The sequence below is a fragment of the Wolbachia endosymbiont (group B) of Eupithecia inturbata genome, from assembly GCF_964030915.1.
Taxonomy (GTDB): domain Bacteria; phylum Pseudomonadota; class Alphaproteobacteria; order Rickettsiales; family Anaplasmataceae; genus Wolbachia.
Genome location: NZ_OZ034987.1, coordinates 263,997 through 279,748, shown reverse-complemented (window position 1 = coordinate 279,748; position 15,752 = coordinate 263,997). Strand labels below are relative to the sequence as shown.

Below are 15,752 nucleotides of genomic sequence, written 5' to 3'. Positions count from 1 at the left end.
AAAAACTTGCAAGTTCAAAAGAATAATAAAAACAAAATTAATGAATTCATTACAGCTAAGGAAGTACGCTTAGTTGATCATAATGGTGAAATGGTTGGAATTGTGCCATTAAGACAAGCTTTGGAAGTTGCACAAGGTGTCAATTTAGACTTGGTAGAAATTGCACCTGATTCAACTCCTCCAGTATGTAAAATACTCGACTACAGTAAACAAAAATATGATGCAAAAAAGAAGGCAAGCGAGGCAAAAAAGAAACAAAGAGCATTAACTATAAAGGAAATTAAGCTGGGCCCCAATATTGATAATCATGACTATGAAACAAAATTGCGTCAAACAAGAGATTTTCTTATATCTGGGCATAAAATCAAGTGCACAATGAAATTTAGAGGTAGAGAGCTTATAAATACTGAGGTTGGAGTGGAAAAATTAGAACGGCTAATTCGAGATACTGAAGATATTGCAAAGGTAGAGCTAGCGCCTAAAAGGGAAGGAAATCAATATTTTCTAACTCTGGTTGCTAAGTAGTAAAACGACTTAAAAGTGTAAGTTAAGTTACTGCCCTATCTTCAATTACATGACGAAAATGTCTGATTAGCCCTTGCACTGGCCAAGCTGCAGCATCGCCAAGCGCACAAATTGTATGTCCTTCTATTTGAGTTGTAAGGTCAAGTAGCTTATCTACTTCACCAGGTTTAATATTTCCTGCTACCATTCTTCTCATAATTCTCCACATCCATCCAGTACCTTCACGACATGGTGTACATTGCCCACAGGACTCATGCATATAGAAATGTGATAATCTTTCTATTGCAGCTATTATGTCAGTTGATTTATCCATCACTATCACAGCAGCAGTACCAAGCCCTGATTGTACAGCTCTCAATGAATCAAAATCCATTTCAATAGTATCGCATATAGATTTTGGAATTAATGGTACTGAAGACCCACCAGGTATTACAGCAAGTAAGTTATCCCAACCTCCTCGCACTCCACCTGCATATTTTTCAATTAATTCACGTAGTGAAATTCCTAGCTCTTCTTCAACATTACATGGATTATTTACATGCCCTGAAATACAAAAGACCTTAGTGCCAGTATTATTTGGTTTACCAAGAGATGCAAACCACTCTCCTCCGCGATTTAGGATATCTGGAACCATAGATATAGTTTCAACGTTGTTTATTGTAGTGGGGCAGCCAAAAAGTCCAACACCTGCGGGAAATGGAGGTTTCATGCGAGGAAAGCCCTTTTTTCCTTCAATGGATTCGAGTTGAGCTGTTTCTTCCCCACATATGTAAGCTCCTGCACCCCTATGGATAAACACATCAAGATCATAACCTGACTTGCAGGCATTTTTTCCAATTAAGTTTTCTTTATAGGCTTCCTCAAGTGCTTTTTTTAGAACTAAATGTTCATTATAAAATTCACCCCTGATATAAATATACGCAGCTGATGCGCTGATCGCTCTGCCAGCCAGAAGAATTCCCTCAAGTAGCTTGTGTGGCTCATATCGTAATATGTTTCTGTCTTTACATGTACCAGGTTCTGACTCATCTGCATTGACTACTAAATATGCTTTTGGAGGATTTTTAGGCATAAAGCTCCACTTAAGGCCAGTAGAAAATCCTGCACCCCCTCGACCTCTCAAGCCAGATTTCTTTACTTCATCAATGATTTTTTCTGATCCTAAATCCAGTAATTCCTTTGTTTTTTGCCAACTACCACGTTTTTTTGCACCCTCAAGTAGTGGTGTTTCTTTACCATTTAAGTTTGTGAATATTTTGTCCTGTTCTTTTAGCATGCTTTTAAGATTCTAAGTGATCCCGACGCGATTCGAACGCGTGACCCACTGATTAAAAGTCAGTTGCTCTACCGGCTGAGCTACGGGATCATTTTATTTTTCAGCTATACTAAACAGTAATATAGTTTTTATCCATTTTAATCAAACTAAAATTTTCATGTGTGGTTAAATAAATTATATAATGTACTGTATTAGTGATAATTTAATTAAAAATTTTTGAAGGAAAACTTCTTGTTAATTCAAAGATTCATTTGGTAAAGCTGACGTACAACTCTAAAAAGATAGAGAATTATACATAAATGCAGAATTTGTGCACTATTTAGCAATAGCCTCACAAATAAATATTTCTTGCATTTCAGCCTGAGTGATTTATGCTTTAAGCAAAAGTTGGGGGCATAGCTCAGCTGGTAGAGCATCTGTTTTGCACGCAGAAGGTCAGCGGTTCGATCCCGCTTGCCTCCACCAATCCACAAACAAGAAAAGGGCGGTTAGCTCAGTTGGTAGAGCATCTCGTTTACACCGAGGGGGTCGGCAGTTCGAACCTGTCATCGCCCATTAAATGGAGAGTTTTTAGCCAAAATTTAAAATACAAAAATACACTAAAAACTAATCAAATAAACACGGTATCTCACTGTCAATATTTACCCATAAAAACTCTATATTTTACATAATCTATTAAGAATACTCTCTATTTCTCTACAATATAGGGTATTTTTCAACAATTTAGATAGAGTAAACAAGTCAATAAAAGAATTTAATTTGACAGTAGAGAGAGGTTTGTTTTGAAAAATATTTTAGATTGAGAAAAATTAGTGCTAAGTTGCAAAAATCTTTTTTTAACAGTATACTGTAATAACACTAAGGTACTAGTAGTGACAGGGATTACACAAGAAAAATACTCATCAAAAACTCTAGCATCAGAACTGCAAAATCTTCCAGAACCTAGAGCAAGTCTTAATTCAGCTTATGAAAGCAGTGATATTGATGAGAATATTATTTTAGAACTTCCACTCAATAATTTGCTTTGTCTATTAGAAGCTCCTAAAGATGGCGACGAAGGAAGAAATGCTCGGTCAGGGTATCAAACATGCATAGATTTTATAAGAACTCATTATATTGTAAACGAGCAAGAAATAAACTCTAAAAGTATAGCTCTTTTCATAATAGTCCAAACGAGGTAAAATAAGGTTTTATAGTAGTGAAGGTAAGGATGCCAGCAGCATATAGTTATAAAAAAAGCAATGGAAGCACTAGAAGAAGGAGAAAGCAGGGAAACGGTGGCAGCAAGATTTAAAATTGGAAGAACTACGTTATGGGAGTGGCAGCAAAGAAGAAAAGAAACAGGAGATTTTCAGTCAAAAAAACTTGGAAATGGAGGTTATAATCACAAAATTACTGACTGGAATAAATTTACTGAATTTGCTAAAAAATATGGTGGTATCGGAAATGGCTAAGCTTTGGAGCAATGTTAGTATCCCAACGATCCATCGAGCTCTTAAAAAAATTGGACTCACACGCAAAAAAAGACATATGGATACAAAGAAAGAAACGAAGAAAAACGCGCTGAATTTTTGAAAATTATAGCAACAAAAGAACCTCAAAACTTAGTTTATATAGATGAGTCTGGCATTGATAACACCGAGTTATGGATATTGCCAGAAGGGACAGAGGTTTTATGCTCTAAAATCTGGTAAAAAAATTCAACAAATCAGTATGATTGCAGCCTTAAACGGCAGAAAAATAGTTGTTCCGTTAACATTTGAAGGCCACTGTAATATGGATATCTTTAATAAATGGTTTGAGCAGTTTCTGACACCGATTTTGAAACCTGGACAAACTGTTATCCTTGATAATGCTACTTTTCATAAGTCTAATAAGATTTGCTAAAGGAGTTGGCGCAGAAATTTTATATCTACCGCCTTATTCTCCCGATTTTAACAAAATTGAGCATCATTGGTTTGCTATAAAAAACAGAGCTAGGAAAAACATCCCTCTATTCACATCTTTTCGTCATGCTGTTGATTCCGCTTTTCTATAAGCTTTTCGGACTATTATGAAAAGAGCTATAAATGGCTATTTATAATGAATTTTGTCAGTAACTGCCAGTTCTTTTCACTTGAGCGATGCAACAAAGCCCACTGGGATCCAGCCTGTTTTATCTTTTATCATAGAATGAGACGTTCAGCATATTCATCTTTTTCCATTACCATATCATAAACAATCATTCCATGGGAGCGCATAATTTCAGGTGTATGATCACGAATCAATTTATCAATCTTGAAATAATTTTCTTTATACTTCCTTTGACGGATATCAAAACTTTATTTGGTAAAATCAAACCGTGACTTTCGATTTAACCCAATTATACAATTTACTCATTTTACCATCTTGACCGAGCATTCCAGAGTTATTTTTATAAAAAGTGTCAACTATTAGCTTGATAGAGCCTATGGCAGCAGAAAATACGGGATTTTTATCATACTCGCCATCAAGGCCACTGAGAGACTCAGGGCATCCAATGCGGACTTGTTTGTTGAATATATAGCTTGCAATCTCTTTCATGCTTGTGAGTTGACTGGTTCCACCTGTGAGCACTACTTTATTGATTGGATCTTTTTGTTCTTGAAATTGTTCTCTTACCAGTTCAAATATCTCCTCAACTCTAGGTCTTATGATGTCAATAAGTTCGGACTTGGGTACTCGAGTCGGTTCATCATTTTCACTGTTTTGCAGTGTAATATATTCGTTCTCATCTATTGAAGTTACGACAGTGCTACCGTATAGTATTTTTATGCGTTCAGCATGCTCTATACTTGTGCATAGTCCATAAGCTATATCTCGAGTGATGTGAATGCCGCCAATTGGAATGCTGCTTGTGTATATAAGCTTTCCTCTCTTAAAAATTCCAATTGCAGTACACCCACCCCCTATGTCAACAATGGCAGTTCCTAGCTCTTTTTCATCTTCACTTAGACAGGCAAGGCCTGCAGAATATGCGGAAGCAATACAACCAGCCATACTTATCCCGCTATTATTAGTTATACAATTTTCAATGTTGGTAAGCGCTGGACGCGAAGCAGTGACGACATTAACATCAGCAGATAGTCTTTTTCCGTACAATCCACCAACCTCTTTTATATCAGTCATGTCATCCAAGTGATATTTCAGTGGTATATTGTGAATGATAACATTTTCTTCGATATATTTCTCAAACGTCTGAAAGACTACACGTTTTATATCTCGGTCTGAAATTTCGTGATTAGCTGCAATAATTTCGTTATATACGTTAAAAGATGAGACTCCACATCCGGCTACATTCACATATATCTGGTCTATAGTCTCTTCTGATACTTGCTCAGCTAAACCTATAGTTGATGAAATAGAGTAACTTGCATGCTTTGCATCAGTTATTGATCCACCGCTTATACCTTCTGCACTTTTATAACCCGTTCCTATTATTTTATAGCTGAAGTTGCTATTGATCTTAACAATGAGACAGATAATTTTTGTTGTACCTACGTCTAAAACGGCAAAAACATTTCGCTTTGGTTTTATTATTACTGCAGAGTACATTAGTTGACCTTATGACACAATTCCATTCAAATTGTAGCTTCCTTTAATAATTTATATTTCTATTAAAAATACAGCAACATTTTAATATACCCAAAATACTGTACAAAGGAAAAAATAAAACATAAAATTTTAATTTTATGTCTAAATTGCCAATTGTAATTGCCCCTGATGAAAGGTTAACTACACGTGCCAGTGAAGTAACAGATATAAACGATAAAATTAAAGAATTAGTAAACGACATGTTCGAAACTATGTACCATGAAGATGGTCTTGGCCTTGCTGCAGTGCAAATTGGAGTGATGAAGAGAGTTTTTGTCATGGACGTTCAGCCAGAGAAGGCTGAAGATGGGCCAGCAGGATATGAATCAACTGGCAAATTTTGCATGATTAATCCTGAAATTACAGAATTATCGGGTGAACAAGTAATTCTCAAAGAAGGGTGCCTTTCAATTCCAGAGCAAAGCCATGAAATTAAGCGTCCAAAATATTTAACTGTGAAATATAAAAATTTAAATCACGAAGAACAGACGCTAAAAGCTAGTGGTTGGCTTGCAAGGTGTATTCAGCATGAGTTAGATCATTTAAATGGTATATTATACGTTAGACATTTGTCTAAATTGAAGTACGATATGGCTATGAAAAAAGCTCAAAAGGTTAAGAGGCACTATGAACAATGAAGATCTAGAATTGTTGAAGTTCTATCATGAAGTGGGTGTTGACTGCACGCTAACTGAAGGTGAAGAGGAAAAAAAAGTGGAAAATGAGAGAGCTGCACAGTCTTCTGTCATCGAGCAGAAAAAAGCCATGTTCCCAAGTGACTGGATCATTGAAGCAAGGAAGCTTGCAAGTGAATGTGGTAGTGTAGATGAACTAAGAAGTGCAGTTAAGTCATTTGAGGGTTGTGAAATAAAAAAAACTGCAACTAATACTGTTTTTTCTGATGGTAATCCGAATGCAAAAATCATGCTTATTGGTGAAGCACCAGGAGCAAATGAAGACCTGAAAGGCATACCATTTTGTGGTGCAAGCGGAATGCTGCTCGATAAGATGCTCGGTGCAATTAATCTGGACCGCACTAAGGTATATATAAGCAACACCGTGTTTTGGCGTCCACCAGGTAATAGAAAACCAACTGATCTAGAGCTTGATATGTGCAGACCATTTGTTGAGAAGCATATTGCTCTTGTTTTACCGCAGATTCTAATTTTAGTTGGAGGAATTGCATGTTATAGCCTTCTTGATAACACAAAGACTATATCGAACTTGCGTGGCAAATTTCATACTTATACTAACCAATATTTATCTCATGCAATTACCACAGCCGCTATATTTCATCCAGCCTATCTACTTCGTCAACCAGCACAAAAACGCTTAGCTTGGGAAGATTTAAAGAAGATTAGAGAATATCTTGATAATACCAATAACCACACGGACGTTTAGCTCACTACTCGTTGTCATCCCAGTGCCGGCTAATTGCATTAAATATTGAAAAATTTACTAAACAGAGAAAAAGGCACAAGAAAATCTATCAGCTACTACCTATTTTTTTTAATTGGCGTTTTTCATTGTATTAAATGCTTTGATAAGCGCATTTTAGCTTATGTGGGTAAAAGTTTTATAAAGACATAGAGTGACCTTACCCAGAAAAAGTAGACAGAAAGTTAAGACGTTTTTGCTATGAGAATGATGAATCAAAAAGCTCAGGAATGCAATAGTTAATAGTAGAATGTCTACGCTGTTTATTATAAAAAATTTCTATATATTCAAATATTGCGGTTTTAGCTTGTTGTGCAGAGTGTTGTGAAGTATCAATGAGTAACTCTCTCTTAAGTGAACTAAAAAAGCTCTCTGAAACAGCATTATCATAACAACAACCTTTGTGACTCATACTAGAAGTAATATTTTTTGTACTTAGTAAAAATTGATAATTTTTAGAGGTGTATTGCGATCCTTGATCGCTATGAAATAGTAGATTTTTAGCAGATTTGCGCCTACCAATAGCCATGAATAACGCATCTATAACTAATTGCCTATTTACTGCATTACTCATTGACCAGCCAATCACCATGCGTGAATATAAATCTATTATTGCTGCCAAATATAACCATCCTTCATTAGTTTTTATGTACGTAATATCAGTTACCCATATCTTGTTAGGTTGATCAGCGATGAAATTCTGATTTAATATGTTAGGAGTTATAACTCTATTGTCTATTTGTGGTTTTTTACTTTTAAACTTTCGTCTAAGCTTAGCTTGAATGCCATTTTTCTGCATAACATTTTGCACTGTTTTGATGTTATAATTTTTACCTAAAGCCTTTAATTCAGCGTGAATTTTAGGAGCTCCGTATCTGCATTGTGATGCTCGATATACCTTCTGAATATCTTGTATGAGCTCTTCTCTTATTGATTTTTTGTTGTTTTTTTCCTTAGTAATCCATTTATAATAACCACAAGCAGATACGTTCAAAAATCTGCATAATTCCCGTATTTTATAGCAGTTTTCATGTTCTTTTATAAAAGAATATTTTACTCTTTTTGGTTTGCAAAATATCCCAGGGCTTTTTTTAAAATGTCTCTTTCCCTCGTTACTCTTGCCAGCTCTTTCTTTAAATCAAACTTTTCTTTGTCACAATGAGCTACTTTCCCTTTTCCTGGAAACGCATCTACTCCAGACATTCTATCATTGTATGTTTTTACCCATCTGCTTAATGAATCACCGCTAATACCCAAATCTCTTGCTATTTTTGCTGATGATTGACCTGTTTCTTTTACTAGTCTTATAGCTTCAATTTTGAATTCTGCTGTATATTCTTTTCTTTTTGTCATACCACACCTCTTTGAAAAAACGTTTTATTTTACTTCAAAAACGTCTTAACTTTCTGTCTACTTTTTCTGGGTAAGGTCACTATAGCTGCTTGAGTTCCTGTAATCACAATGTTGGTGCAATGCACGCATGGAATTTTATTTACTCTATAATATGTTGGTTTATAGTAGTACTAATGCAGAAATAAAGGGAGGAGACATTGGAAAGCAATATAAAAAAATTGAAAGGAAATTTTTTAGAACAAGCAATTAGAGTAAATCATGCTGGCGAATATGGAGCCATTTGCATTTATTCCGGTCAAAAATTTATTCTTAAAAAATCTTCCATAATTGACAAAATAATTGAAATGGAGGAGCAGGAAAAAAAACATTTCCACTATTTTAATGAGAAAATCAAGGAGCAAAGAGTTCGTCCTACTGTTTTGTTGCCAGTTTGGGGTGCTTTAGGGGTATCACTTGGTGTTGTAACTGCCATGATGGGTAAAAAAGCCGCTATGGCTTGCACTGCTGCAGTTGAAGAAGTGATCGGAGAGCACTACAAGGAGCAAGTCTTACATTTAGAAGATGGGGAATTAAGAGAAACTATAAGTAAATTTCGCGATGAGGAATTAGAGCACAGAGATATTGCAATTCAGCACAATGCCGAAAGCGCACTTGGCTACAACGTTTTATCTTTGTTCATAAAAACAAGCTGCAAAGCTGCTATTTACCTCTCTAAATTGATTTAATCAATCACTATTTGACAACCAACCACATTTGCCTTTAGTTCTTGTGCTAATTGCTGCCCCATATCCTCTACTACAATCGAATGCGTATGAATGTTTATAATTAATTTCTTAATTATTATCCTAAAAATACATTAATTTAATTCCCTATTAGAGTTTTCTTGTTGTTGTAAACATGTTTGCATAAGACTAGTAGATGGAACGTTTTTAATAGTCTGAGTTAACTCCTCAGGAATATTTTCAAAACTCTTGCCCATAACTTCTAAAACACTTTTCCCCTGTATAAGACAATTCCCTCCAAAGCTTGATTTGTTTTCTAACTTGCTAAACCTTATTTTGCTTTTCTCATCAATTTCTACTACCATTTTGTTACCATCTTTCCGTAGATAAATACTAATCTCTCCTATTTTAGTAGTAAAAAATATTTCAATACCACCTTTTAAGATATCTGTGTAATTTCTTTTTCCATCTTCTGTAATTTCAACTTTTACTATACTTTCCTCAATCTGAAATATGCCAACTTCTAAATCCTTAGCTTTTTCATTATTTAAAGTTCTCGCAGTTTCAACAATACTACCTTGTGGATACTTAATATAAAAATATTTATTATCTACTTCTACTTCAAGATCATATTTATCAATTTGCTTGTTATTTTCTTTCACAATACCTTCATATGCTAGACCCTCTAGCATTTCTTTCTTACTCTTACATTGTTCGTTAAGATCATTTAAATAATTAGAGCCGTAATATCCGCCTTCAATATCGCTATAAAAAGATAATCCTTTTTCTACCCCACCTTTTAACACTAAATTACGAGTGATCTTTTGTATGATATTTTTTGTAGTTGAATTGTGTGGATTTGCATGAAAGCGATTAATTAATTCTTCCATTTTTTCAAATATAAAATTTGTTACAGTCTTATTATCCTTACCGTAATATGAGTTTAATCTTATTCCTTGATTTAAATAACCCTCTATTATGCGTTCCATGTACTTTAAAACGCTTTCTTGCTCATCGTGTTCTGTTATACCTTTTATCATCTCATCACAAAATTTTTTAACTAGAATTTGTTCATCTGTAGTCAATGGTATTTGCAATTTCGTAGAAGATGAGTCTCGCTCAAAAAGATAAATTATTGACAATTCTTCTGCTCTTTTAATAAAGTCATAACTTCTTAGATATTCTGCAACATCTTTGTTTTTTGCGTACCTTTTCTTGATTAAATCCATATGCCTATCTTTACGACTTATAGTCGGTAATTTTGGATTTGATGAACTACTCTGTTGACTATTGAAGAAGCTGTTAGAGAACTGTTCAGGCTCTAAAATAAGATTACTTTCACCTTGTTTACCTACTTGCTTAGACATATTATATACCATAACCACTAAAACTTTTTAGTGATTACTTCAATACATAGATAAGTCAATAAAAATATCTTTTTCTCTTCAGTGCTAAAAAATTGTCAAAAATCTCAAAATTGGTTAATTGCATATAACCTACTTTCTGGTATACATCAAAACTACCGTAGAAAGCTTCAACTTTGAAAGGGATTAACAAATAAAATTCTTGTACTTTGCCTCTACTAAAGTACAATCAGGCTTTATTTAATATTTTTCATGCTTGATGAAGTACATGAGGAGTGCGGGGTATTTGGCATAAGTTACAACCAAAGTGCTGCTTTTAACTCTATACTTGCTCTCCACGCTTTGCAGCATAGAGGTCAAGAGTCTTTTGGCGTAGTAACCAGTAACAACGATAAGCTGCTCTCTTATCACTTTCAAGGCCAAGTGAGCAGTGTATTTGATGATATAGATGAAATAAAGAAATCCTTACCTGGAGATTGTGCAATAGGTCATGTTCGATACTCAACAAGTGGTAGTAAATTTGGAGTGCAGCCCATGTTTGGCAAAAGTGGCAAATTTGGGGATTTTGCCATAGCACATAATGGTAATTTAATTAATATTTCTCCGATACGCGAACAATTAATTAAACAAGAGTGCGTTTTTCAGTCAGATATTGATACAGAAGTAGTAGTGCATCTGACAGCAAGCGGTGAAAAAGATAGCTTTTTAGAGAGTTTTATATATGCATTAAAGCAAATACAAGGTGCTTATTCTTTTGTGGCAATCAATCAAGAAGTAGTTATTGGAGTACGTGATCCATCTGGAATCAGGCCTCTTGTTTTAGGAAAGTTAAACGGTTCTTACGTTCTTGCATCTGAAACTTGTGCTCTTGATATAATAAATGCAGAGTTTATTAGAGAAATAGAACCAGGCGAATTAGTTACCATCAGTTCGGATAGTAAGCTAGCCTCAATGTTTCCTTTCCCACAGCAAAAATCAAGTTTTTGTATTTTTGAATACGTTTACTTCTCGAGACCAGACAGCATAATGGAGAAGAGGTCCATATATGATATAAGAAAAGAAATAGGAAGAATACTTGCAGAAGAGAGCCCACCAAAAAACAATGTAGATATGGTTGTACCAATACCTGATTCTGGAATACCTGCAGCTATTGGATATGCAAAGCATTCAGGATTACCTATGGAACTGGGGATAATTCGTAATCATTACATAGGAAGAACTTTTATACAACCCACCGCTGAAGTACGTAAAGTTAGAATAAAATTAAAATTCAATGCTAATAAGCACACTTTGAAAGGCAAAAACATAATTTTAATAGATGATAGTATAGTGCGTGGTAGTACGCTCAGAAATATAATAGTTATGCTAAAGGATGCAGAAGTAAAAGAGATTCACCTCAAAATTTCAAGTCCACCAATTAAGCACTCTTGTTTTTATGGAATAGATACACCAGATTGCAAAGATTTAATTGCTGCGACTCAATCTATAGAAGAGATAAAGGAAAGTATAGGAGTAGATAGCTTAGCCTTTTTGAGTATTGATGGGCTATACAGAGCTGTTAAAGCAGAAAAACGTAACAATGCTACACCGCAATATTGTGATGCTTGTTTCACTGGTGACTACCCAATTGGTAAGTAATCTATTATTAATGAAGGTGAGGTTTTTTCTATGTTATATTAACAGTTTTAAAAATAGATTTTTTGCATAACCATATAGTTTTTGCCTGGGCGTCATTTGAGTGAAAACTACTTTACAAATTTCGTCATTCCCTTTACTATGATACTAAGAGTATTTATCCTTATTTTTGACCTGCAGGCTCAATCACAAAATCAGTAAAAAACTCAAATATTTATTGGCAAATTACACAAAAATTATAGCGGCTTTTTTTATTTTTTCTACATTCAGCCAAAACGCGCTTGTTAGAACATTATTATAGCGCCAATTTACATTATAAAACTCGTCACACGGGGATTCTTCTGCCTTTTTTCTTCGTTTGGTAAATTTCTTAATATTTATAGCTAAAGCTTCAGGCTAGCACTTGATGCTGGAATCCAGAAATCTTTTGAGCACAAAAGTTATGCTAGGTTTTTGTTGGTAAGAAAGGCTGGATCCCAGTGGGCTTTGTTGCATCGCTCAAGTGAAAAGAACTGGCAGTTACTGACAAAATTCATTATAAAACAGCCATTTAACTGTTGAAGAAAAAATATGCCACAAAAAATGAGAGTCAGTAACTGCCATAAATATAACAAATTTCTCCAAGAAAGAGGAAGCATTTTTTGTTATATCAATGACGCCATAGAAAATTGGTACGAGAATTGTCCAAAAATGCAGGGTGGCAACTATATTTATAGTGATAAAGTTGTGATTTTAGTGCATATAATCGTCAGTTTCTTTAGAATTGGTTTAAGACAAACAGTCGGGTTTATAAAAGGGTATTTGCAACAAAGCCCACTGGGATCCAGCTTTCATTAGAAACGTTGATTACTTTTATGCTAATAATTTTACTACTCTGCTGAACGGATACAATTGAATATAGTATAGTCTTCTGTTCTGACGAGAATAGTTTTATTCCATCCATCAAAAAATGCTAAATTGAGGTATGTATCACCCTTATAGGGCTTGTGAATTTCAGTTATAATAAATTCTGAGATTAGGTTATGCTCTAAAAAAAGGTGTGCTATTTGTGCCCCACCAATCACAAAGACTTGAGAACTACTTTGAATTGACAGAAATTCTTGCATGGAAGAGACAACAGTACATTTTGGACCTCTATTAAAACACTTGTTACGGGAGAAAACAATAGGTGTACGATTCTTTAGTATGCTTTGAGGCACGGTTTCAAATGTCTTTCTTCCCATCACAATAATTTGTTTGTCGGTCACTTGACAAAAATGTTTAAACTCACTTGGATAACGCCAGGGCAAATCATTATTTATTCCAATTACCCCATTAGGGTCAACAGCCATAATTCCAATAATCTTCATCCTTTTAAGACAGCTTGGGCTACAAAAAATCTCATGTGGTCGCGTACATTATGCACTCTAAGGAAATCAACCTTATTTTGCAGTATAGCAGATGTAGCAATTGTTTCTAAATCTCTATTAGAGGGAGATTCTATGGAAAAAGAGGAAATAAATGACTTTCTGGAATGGCCAACTAAAACCTTGCAGCCAAAATTTTGTAAAGTTTCTATACTGCGTAAAATCTGAATATTCTGATACATAGATTTGCCAAAACCAATACCAGGGTCAATAATTATTGAATTTTCATCAAAACCCAGGCCTAGTAGTTTGTTAATGCTCTTCTCTGCCCAATTATTTATGATATCAATTGGGTCAGTGTCATGTGGAATAATATTGTCCTTATGTGGTGGTATCGAAAGTGAATGCATAATAACGACACTACACCCACTGCTAGCAACTTCTTTTAAGGTATTACTACTCAGATCTCCCTTCTGATCATTTACCCAGGCAATATTGTAGTGCTTCAAAACGTTTAAAATAACGTCTGGCCAAAAACTATCAATGCTGACTTCAATATCACCATTTTTCATATAGTCGCTAAGATTATCAAGTACTGGTTTTAGACGTTCATACTCTTCCTCTGGCGTCTTTATTGAAGCTCCAGGCCTTGTTGATTGAGCTCCAAGATCAACTATGCTTGCACCATCTGATACCAGCTGCAATGCCTGCTTGGTTGCTCGATTCGCATCATAATAAAGACCACCATCTGAAAATGAATCAGGGGTAATATTGACGATACCCATAAGCTTTGGTGAAAGCGTAAAACTCTTTGAAAAACAGTCTTGAACATTGAAAGCAAAGGTTTTGTTAACCATTGCCATCAAGTGGAGCAAAAATGGTCTATTTACTAATTCTGGGTGAGGAATTTTAAGGTCAGGTATATCAAGCGTTAGATCATCCCATAACAAAATATCTAAATCAATAACACGAGGTGCCCATTTTTCGTAGACTTGTGGACGACCAATATCACATTCGATTTGTTTTAAGCCTTTTAGTAGATCCTCAGGAGAAGAAGAACAACTTCCATAGACAATCATGTTGAGAAATGGCTTGTTCCAATCAGGTGGAGCACCATTTGGTAAAATAGCCTTAGTTTCTAGAATGATCGAAGACTTTAAGTCTTTTAAATAGCGCTTCTTTAGTAACTCAGTAGCTCTTTGTAAATGGGAAAGGCGATTCCCTATATTTGATCCAATAGAAATATAGATCATTCTTGCAATTCATTACAGTAAGTAAAAAAAACGCCCCCATGCACACCAGGAACTGGTGGTGCGATTTTGTGAGTAGTCACCCTGACAGAAGAAATAATATGCTTCTTTCGCAGCAAAAGGTTATTAATGGCTCTGTATATCTCATGAGTTAAATGCTCGATTAAATTAAATTGCTTGCCCTGAACAAGAGATTGAATATTTTGCACTACTTCCAAATAGCAGATAGTATCTTTAAGTTGATCAGTTGTAAGCCCTGAAGGAGGAGATTTAAAAGTGAAATCAACGTCAATACTCACCAATTGGGGAGAAAACTTCTCTTCTGCACTACATCCCAAATGAACCCAAAGCCGTAAATCAGATATAAGAAGATTACATGCTACCACTGAATTTAGTATCTACTTATAATTAATGACAAACATCAACATTCATCATGCCATCAAGAAAACCCCATAAGAGTTTTGCTCCTTTTTCAGCGCCTTGCATAACTTTCTCTTGTTCTTCTTCGTTTAAATCTGCAATAAGGTTTGCACATTCTTCAGAATGCCACTCATCAGCTTCCATATGAACGGTAAAAAATTTGAGAGAACGCTCATCATTTATTGAATAGTGTTTTTTCAGACCTTCAATTTTAGACTTAGAAACCTCTGGAGTTTGACGTTCATAAGCGTACAGAGCTCCAAGACCTGCTGCAAAATCTGATTTTACAATGTCAAAATAACCATCAACTAATTCTCGTGTCTCCTTAATTTGTGCATTTTCACAAAGTTCTGAACGTGCTACTCCCAGTCCTTCAGCAAAACGCTGCCATAATTCTGGGTGATTCTCGTCGCCTTGTTCTTCCTCTATTAAATTACCAAGTAAAACTTGCCGCATTTTCAAATTCGGACACAAGGAATGTATACCGCTGATATAACGAGGAAAAGCAGCAACATGGTGATAATATTCCTTAGCATAGGTTTGCAGAGCCTGCAGGCTTAAGCCACCTTCATTCCATGACTCGTAAAATGGGTGTTTTAATAAGTGTAAACTATCTAATTGATTATTAAGTAATTGAACAAATGTCATAAATAAACAGTAAATTGTTTTAGGCTACGTTTAGGTTTATCAAATGTCAAGAGGCATTTCTCACTACTACTTTAATTCCAATAAATATAAAGATAGATACGCTATAAGTTAATTTTTTAGTAAAATTGATTTTTTCTAAAATTTCATGTATTATTAAATCAATA

At 34.9% G+C, this 15,752-nt stretch carries 13 protein-coding genes, 3 tRNA genes and 3 pseudogenes; 10 read left to right on the top strand and 9 right to left on the bottom strand.

Annotation, left to right across the window (positions count from 1 at the left end):
- The first annotated feature begins 6 nt into the window (after nucleotides 1-6).
- Nucleotides 7-525, top strand: coding sequence for a translation initiation factor IF-3 (infC, locus tag ACQH21_RS01365; RefSeq protein ID WP_010404127.1), 519 nt, complete (start codon nucleotides 7-9; stop codon nucleotides 523-525).
- A gap of 22 nt (nucleotides 526-547) precedes the next feature.
- On the opposite strand, the gene nuoF is transcribed toward infC, so the two are convergent.
- Both nuoF and ACQH21_RS01355 read right to left on the bottom strand, forming a co-directional pair.
- The gene (gene nuoF / locus ACQH21_RS01360; RefSeq protein WP_064085745.1) at nucleotides 548-1,801 is read right to left on the bottom strand and encodes an NADH-quinone oxidoreductase subunit NuoF; all 1,254 of its coding nucleotides are present in this window, start codon (nucleotides 1,799-1,801) and stop codon (nucleotides 548-550) included.
- Nucleotides 1,802-1,818: 17 nt separating this feature from the next.
- Nucleotides 1,819-1,891, bottom strand: a tRNA-Lys gene (locus ACQH21_RS01355).
- A 299-nt stretch (nucleotides 1,892-2,190) separates the two neighbouring features.
- Here ACQH21_RS01355 and ACQH21_RS01350 point away from each other — a divergent pair.
- The 4 genes and pseudogenes from ACQH21_RS01350 to ACQH21_RS01335 all read left to right on the top strand — a co-directional run bounded on the left by ACQH21_RS01350 (nucleotide 2,191) and on the right by ACQH21_RS01335 (nucleotide 3,839).
- Nucleotides 2,191-2,266: transfer RNA gene (locus ACQH21_RS01350), tRNA-Ala, on the top strand.
- 17 nt (nucleotides 2,267-2,283) lie between these two features.
- Nucleotides 2,284-2,356 (top strand) — tRNA-Val (locus ACQH21_RS01345).
- Between the two features lie 257 nt (nucleotides 2,357-2,613).
- The gene (locus ACQH21_RS01340) at nucleotides 2,614-2,982 is read left to right on the top strand and encodes a hypothetical protein (RefSeq protein ID WP_264376019.1); all 369 of its coding nucleotides are present in this window, start codon (nucleotides 2,614-2,616) and stop codon (nucleotides 2,980-2,982) included.
- Between the two features lie 29 nt (nucleotides 2,983-3,011).
- A pseudogene (locus ACQH21_RS01335) lies at nucleotides 3,012-3,839 on the top strand (IS630 family transposase).
- 296 nt (nucleotides 3,840-4,135) lie between these two features.
- Here ACQH21_RS01335 and ftsA read toward each other — a convergent pair.
- Nucleotides 4,136-5,374 (bottom strand): cell division protein FtsA, encoded by a 1,239-nt coding sequence (gene ftsA / locus ACQH21_RS01330; protein ID WP_010403853.1) that lies wholly within the window; start codon nucleotides 5,372-5,374, stop codon nucleotides 4,136-4,138.
- Nucleotides 5,375-5,511: 137 nt separating this feature from the next.
- On the opposite strand from ftsA, the gene def reads away from it, so the two are divergent.
- Entirely contained in the window at nucleotides 5,512-6,051 is a 540-nt protein-coding gene (gene def, locus ACQH21_RS01325; RefSeq protein ID WP_064085644.1) for a peptide deformylase, read from the top strand.
- On the top strand, nucleotides 6,041-6,814 hold the full coding sequence (locus ACQH21_RS01320) for a uracil-DNA glycosylase (protein ID WP_064085643.1): 774 nt from the start codon (nucleotides 6,041-6,043) through the stop codon (nucleotides 6,812-6,814). The genes def and ACQH21_RS01320 overlap by 11 nt, the downstream gene beginning before the upstream one ends.
- Nucleotides 6,815-7,049: 235 nt before the next feature.
- On the opposite strand, the pseudogene ACQH21_RS01315 reads toward ACQH21_RS01320, so the two are convergent.
- A pseudogene (locus ACQH21_RS01315) lies at nucleotides 7,050-8,203 on the bottom strand (IS3 family transposase).
- Between the two features lie 197 nt (nucleotides 8,204-8,400).
- Between ACQH21_RS01315 and ACQH21_RS01310 the strand changes: the two are divergent.
- A complete protein-coding gene (locus tag ACQH21_RS01310; protein WP_007302313.1) occupies nucleotides 8,401-8,928 on the top strand; it encodes a demethoxyubiquinone hydroxylase family protein in 528 nt (175 codons plus the stop codon).
- Nucleotides 8,929-9,059: 131 nt separating this feature from the next.
- Here the strand turns inward: ACQH21_RS01310 and ACQH21_RS01305 are convergent, their stop codons facing one another.
- Nucleotides 9,060-10,292, bottom strand: a complete 1,233-nt coding sequence (locus tag ACQH21_RS01305; RefSeq protein ID WP_425384341.1) for a hypothetical protein — start codon at nucleotides 10,290-10,292, stop codon at nucleotides 9,060-9,062.
- Between the two features lie 249 nt (nucleotides 10,293-10,541).
- Between ACQH21_RS01305 and purF the strand changes: the two genes are divergently transcribed.
- Nucleotides 10,542-11,927: an amidophosphoribosyltransferase gene (gene purF / locus ACQH21_RS01300; protein WP_425384340.1), complete on the top strand. Its 1,386-nt coding sequence runs from the start codon at nucleotides 10,542-10,544 to the stop codon at nucleotides 11,925-11,927.
- A gap of 567 nt (nucleotides 11,928-12,494) precedes the next feature.
- A pseudogene (locus ACQH21_RS01295) lies at nucleotides 12,495-12,734 on the top strand (transposase); the annotation flags it as partial.
- Between the two features lie 59 nt (nucleotides 12,735-12,793).
- Here the strand turns inward: ACQH21_RS01295 and ACQH21_RS01290 are convergent.
- From ACQH21_RS01290 to ACQH21_RS01275, 4 genes are read right to left on the bottom strand one after another with little or no spacing between them, the layout of a single operon-like run.
- Nucleotides 12,794-13,273, bottom strand: coding sequence for a dihydrofolate reductase (locus ACQH21_RS01290; RefSeq protein ID WP_064085991.1), 480 nt, complete (start codon nucleotides 13,271-13,273; stop codon nucleotides 12,794-12,796).
- Nucleotides 13,270-14,523: a dihydropteroate synthase gene (gene folP, locus ACQH21_RS01285; protein ID WP_425384339.1), complete on the bottom strand. Its 1,254-nt coding sequence runs from the start codon at nucleotides 14,521-14,523 to the stop codon at nucleotides 13,270-13,272. Before folP ends, ACQH21_RS01290 begins: the two co-directional genes overlap by 4 nt.
- Complete coding sequence (locus ACQH21_RS01280) at nucleotides 14,520-14,906, bottom strand: dihydroneopterin aldolase (protein ID WP_143689820.1); 387 nt, start codon at nucleotides 14,904-14,906, stop codon at nucleotides 14,520-14,522. The genes folP and ACQH21_RS01280 overlap by 4 nt, the downstream gene beginning before the upstream one ends.
- 22 nt (nucleotides 14,907-14,928) lie before the next feature.
- Nucleotides 14,929-15,588: a CADD family putative folate metabolism protein gene (locus ACQH21_RS01275; RefSeq protein WP_353281585.1), complete on the bottom strand. Its 660-nt coding sequence runs from the start codon at nucleotides 15,586-15,588 to the stop codon at nucleotides 14,929-14,931.
- Nucleotides 15,589-15,752: the final 164 nt, after the last annotated feature.

Bases quoted from the DNA above. Each gene is read 5' to 3' on its own strand.
- purF (WP_425384340.1), top strand. From the start codon at position 10,542: ATGCTTGATGAAGTACATGAGGAGTGCGGGGTATTTGGCATAAGTTAC.
- ACQH21_RS01275 (WP_353281585.1), bottom strand. From the start codon at position 15,588: ATGACATTTGTTCAATTACTTAATAATCAATTAGATAGTTTACACTTA.
- ACQH21_RS01290 (WP_064085991.1), bottom strand. From the start codon at position 13,273: ATGAAGATTATTGGAATTATGGCTGTTGACCCTAATGGGGTAATTGGA.
- ftsA (WP_010403853.1), bottom strand. From the start codon at position 5,374: ATGTACTCTGCAGTAATAATAAAACCAAAGCGAAATGTTTTTGCCGTT.
- folP (WP_425384339.1), bottom strand. From the start codon at position 14,523: ATGATCTATATTTCTATTGGATCAAATATAGGGAATCGCCTTTCCCAT.
- def (WP_064085644.1), top strand. From the start codon at position 5,512: ATGTCTAAATTGCCAATTGTAATTGCCCCTGATGAAAGGTTAACTACA.
- nuoF (WP_064085745.1), bottom strand. From the start codon at position 1,801: ATGCTAAAAGAACAGGACAAAATATTCACAAACTTAAATGGTAAAGAA.
- ACQH21_RS01320 (WP_064085643.1), top strand. From the start codon at position 6,041: ATGAACAATGAAGATCTAGAATTGTTGAAGTTCTATCATGAAGTGGGT.
- ACQH21_RS01305 (WP_425384341.1), bottom strand. From the start codon at position 10,292: ATGTCTAAGCAAGTAGGTAAACAAGGTGAAAGTAATCTTATTTTAGAG.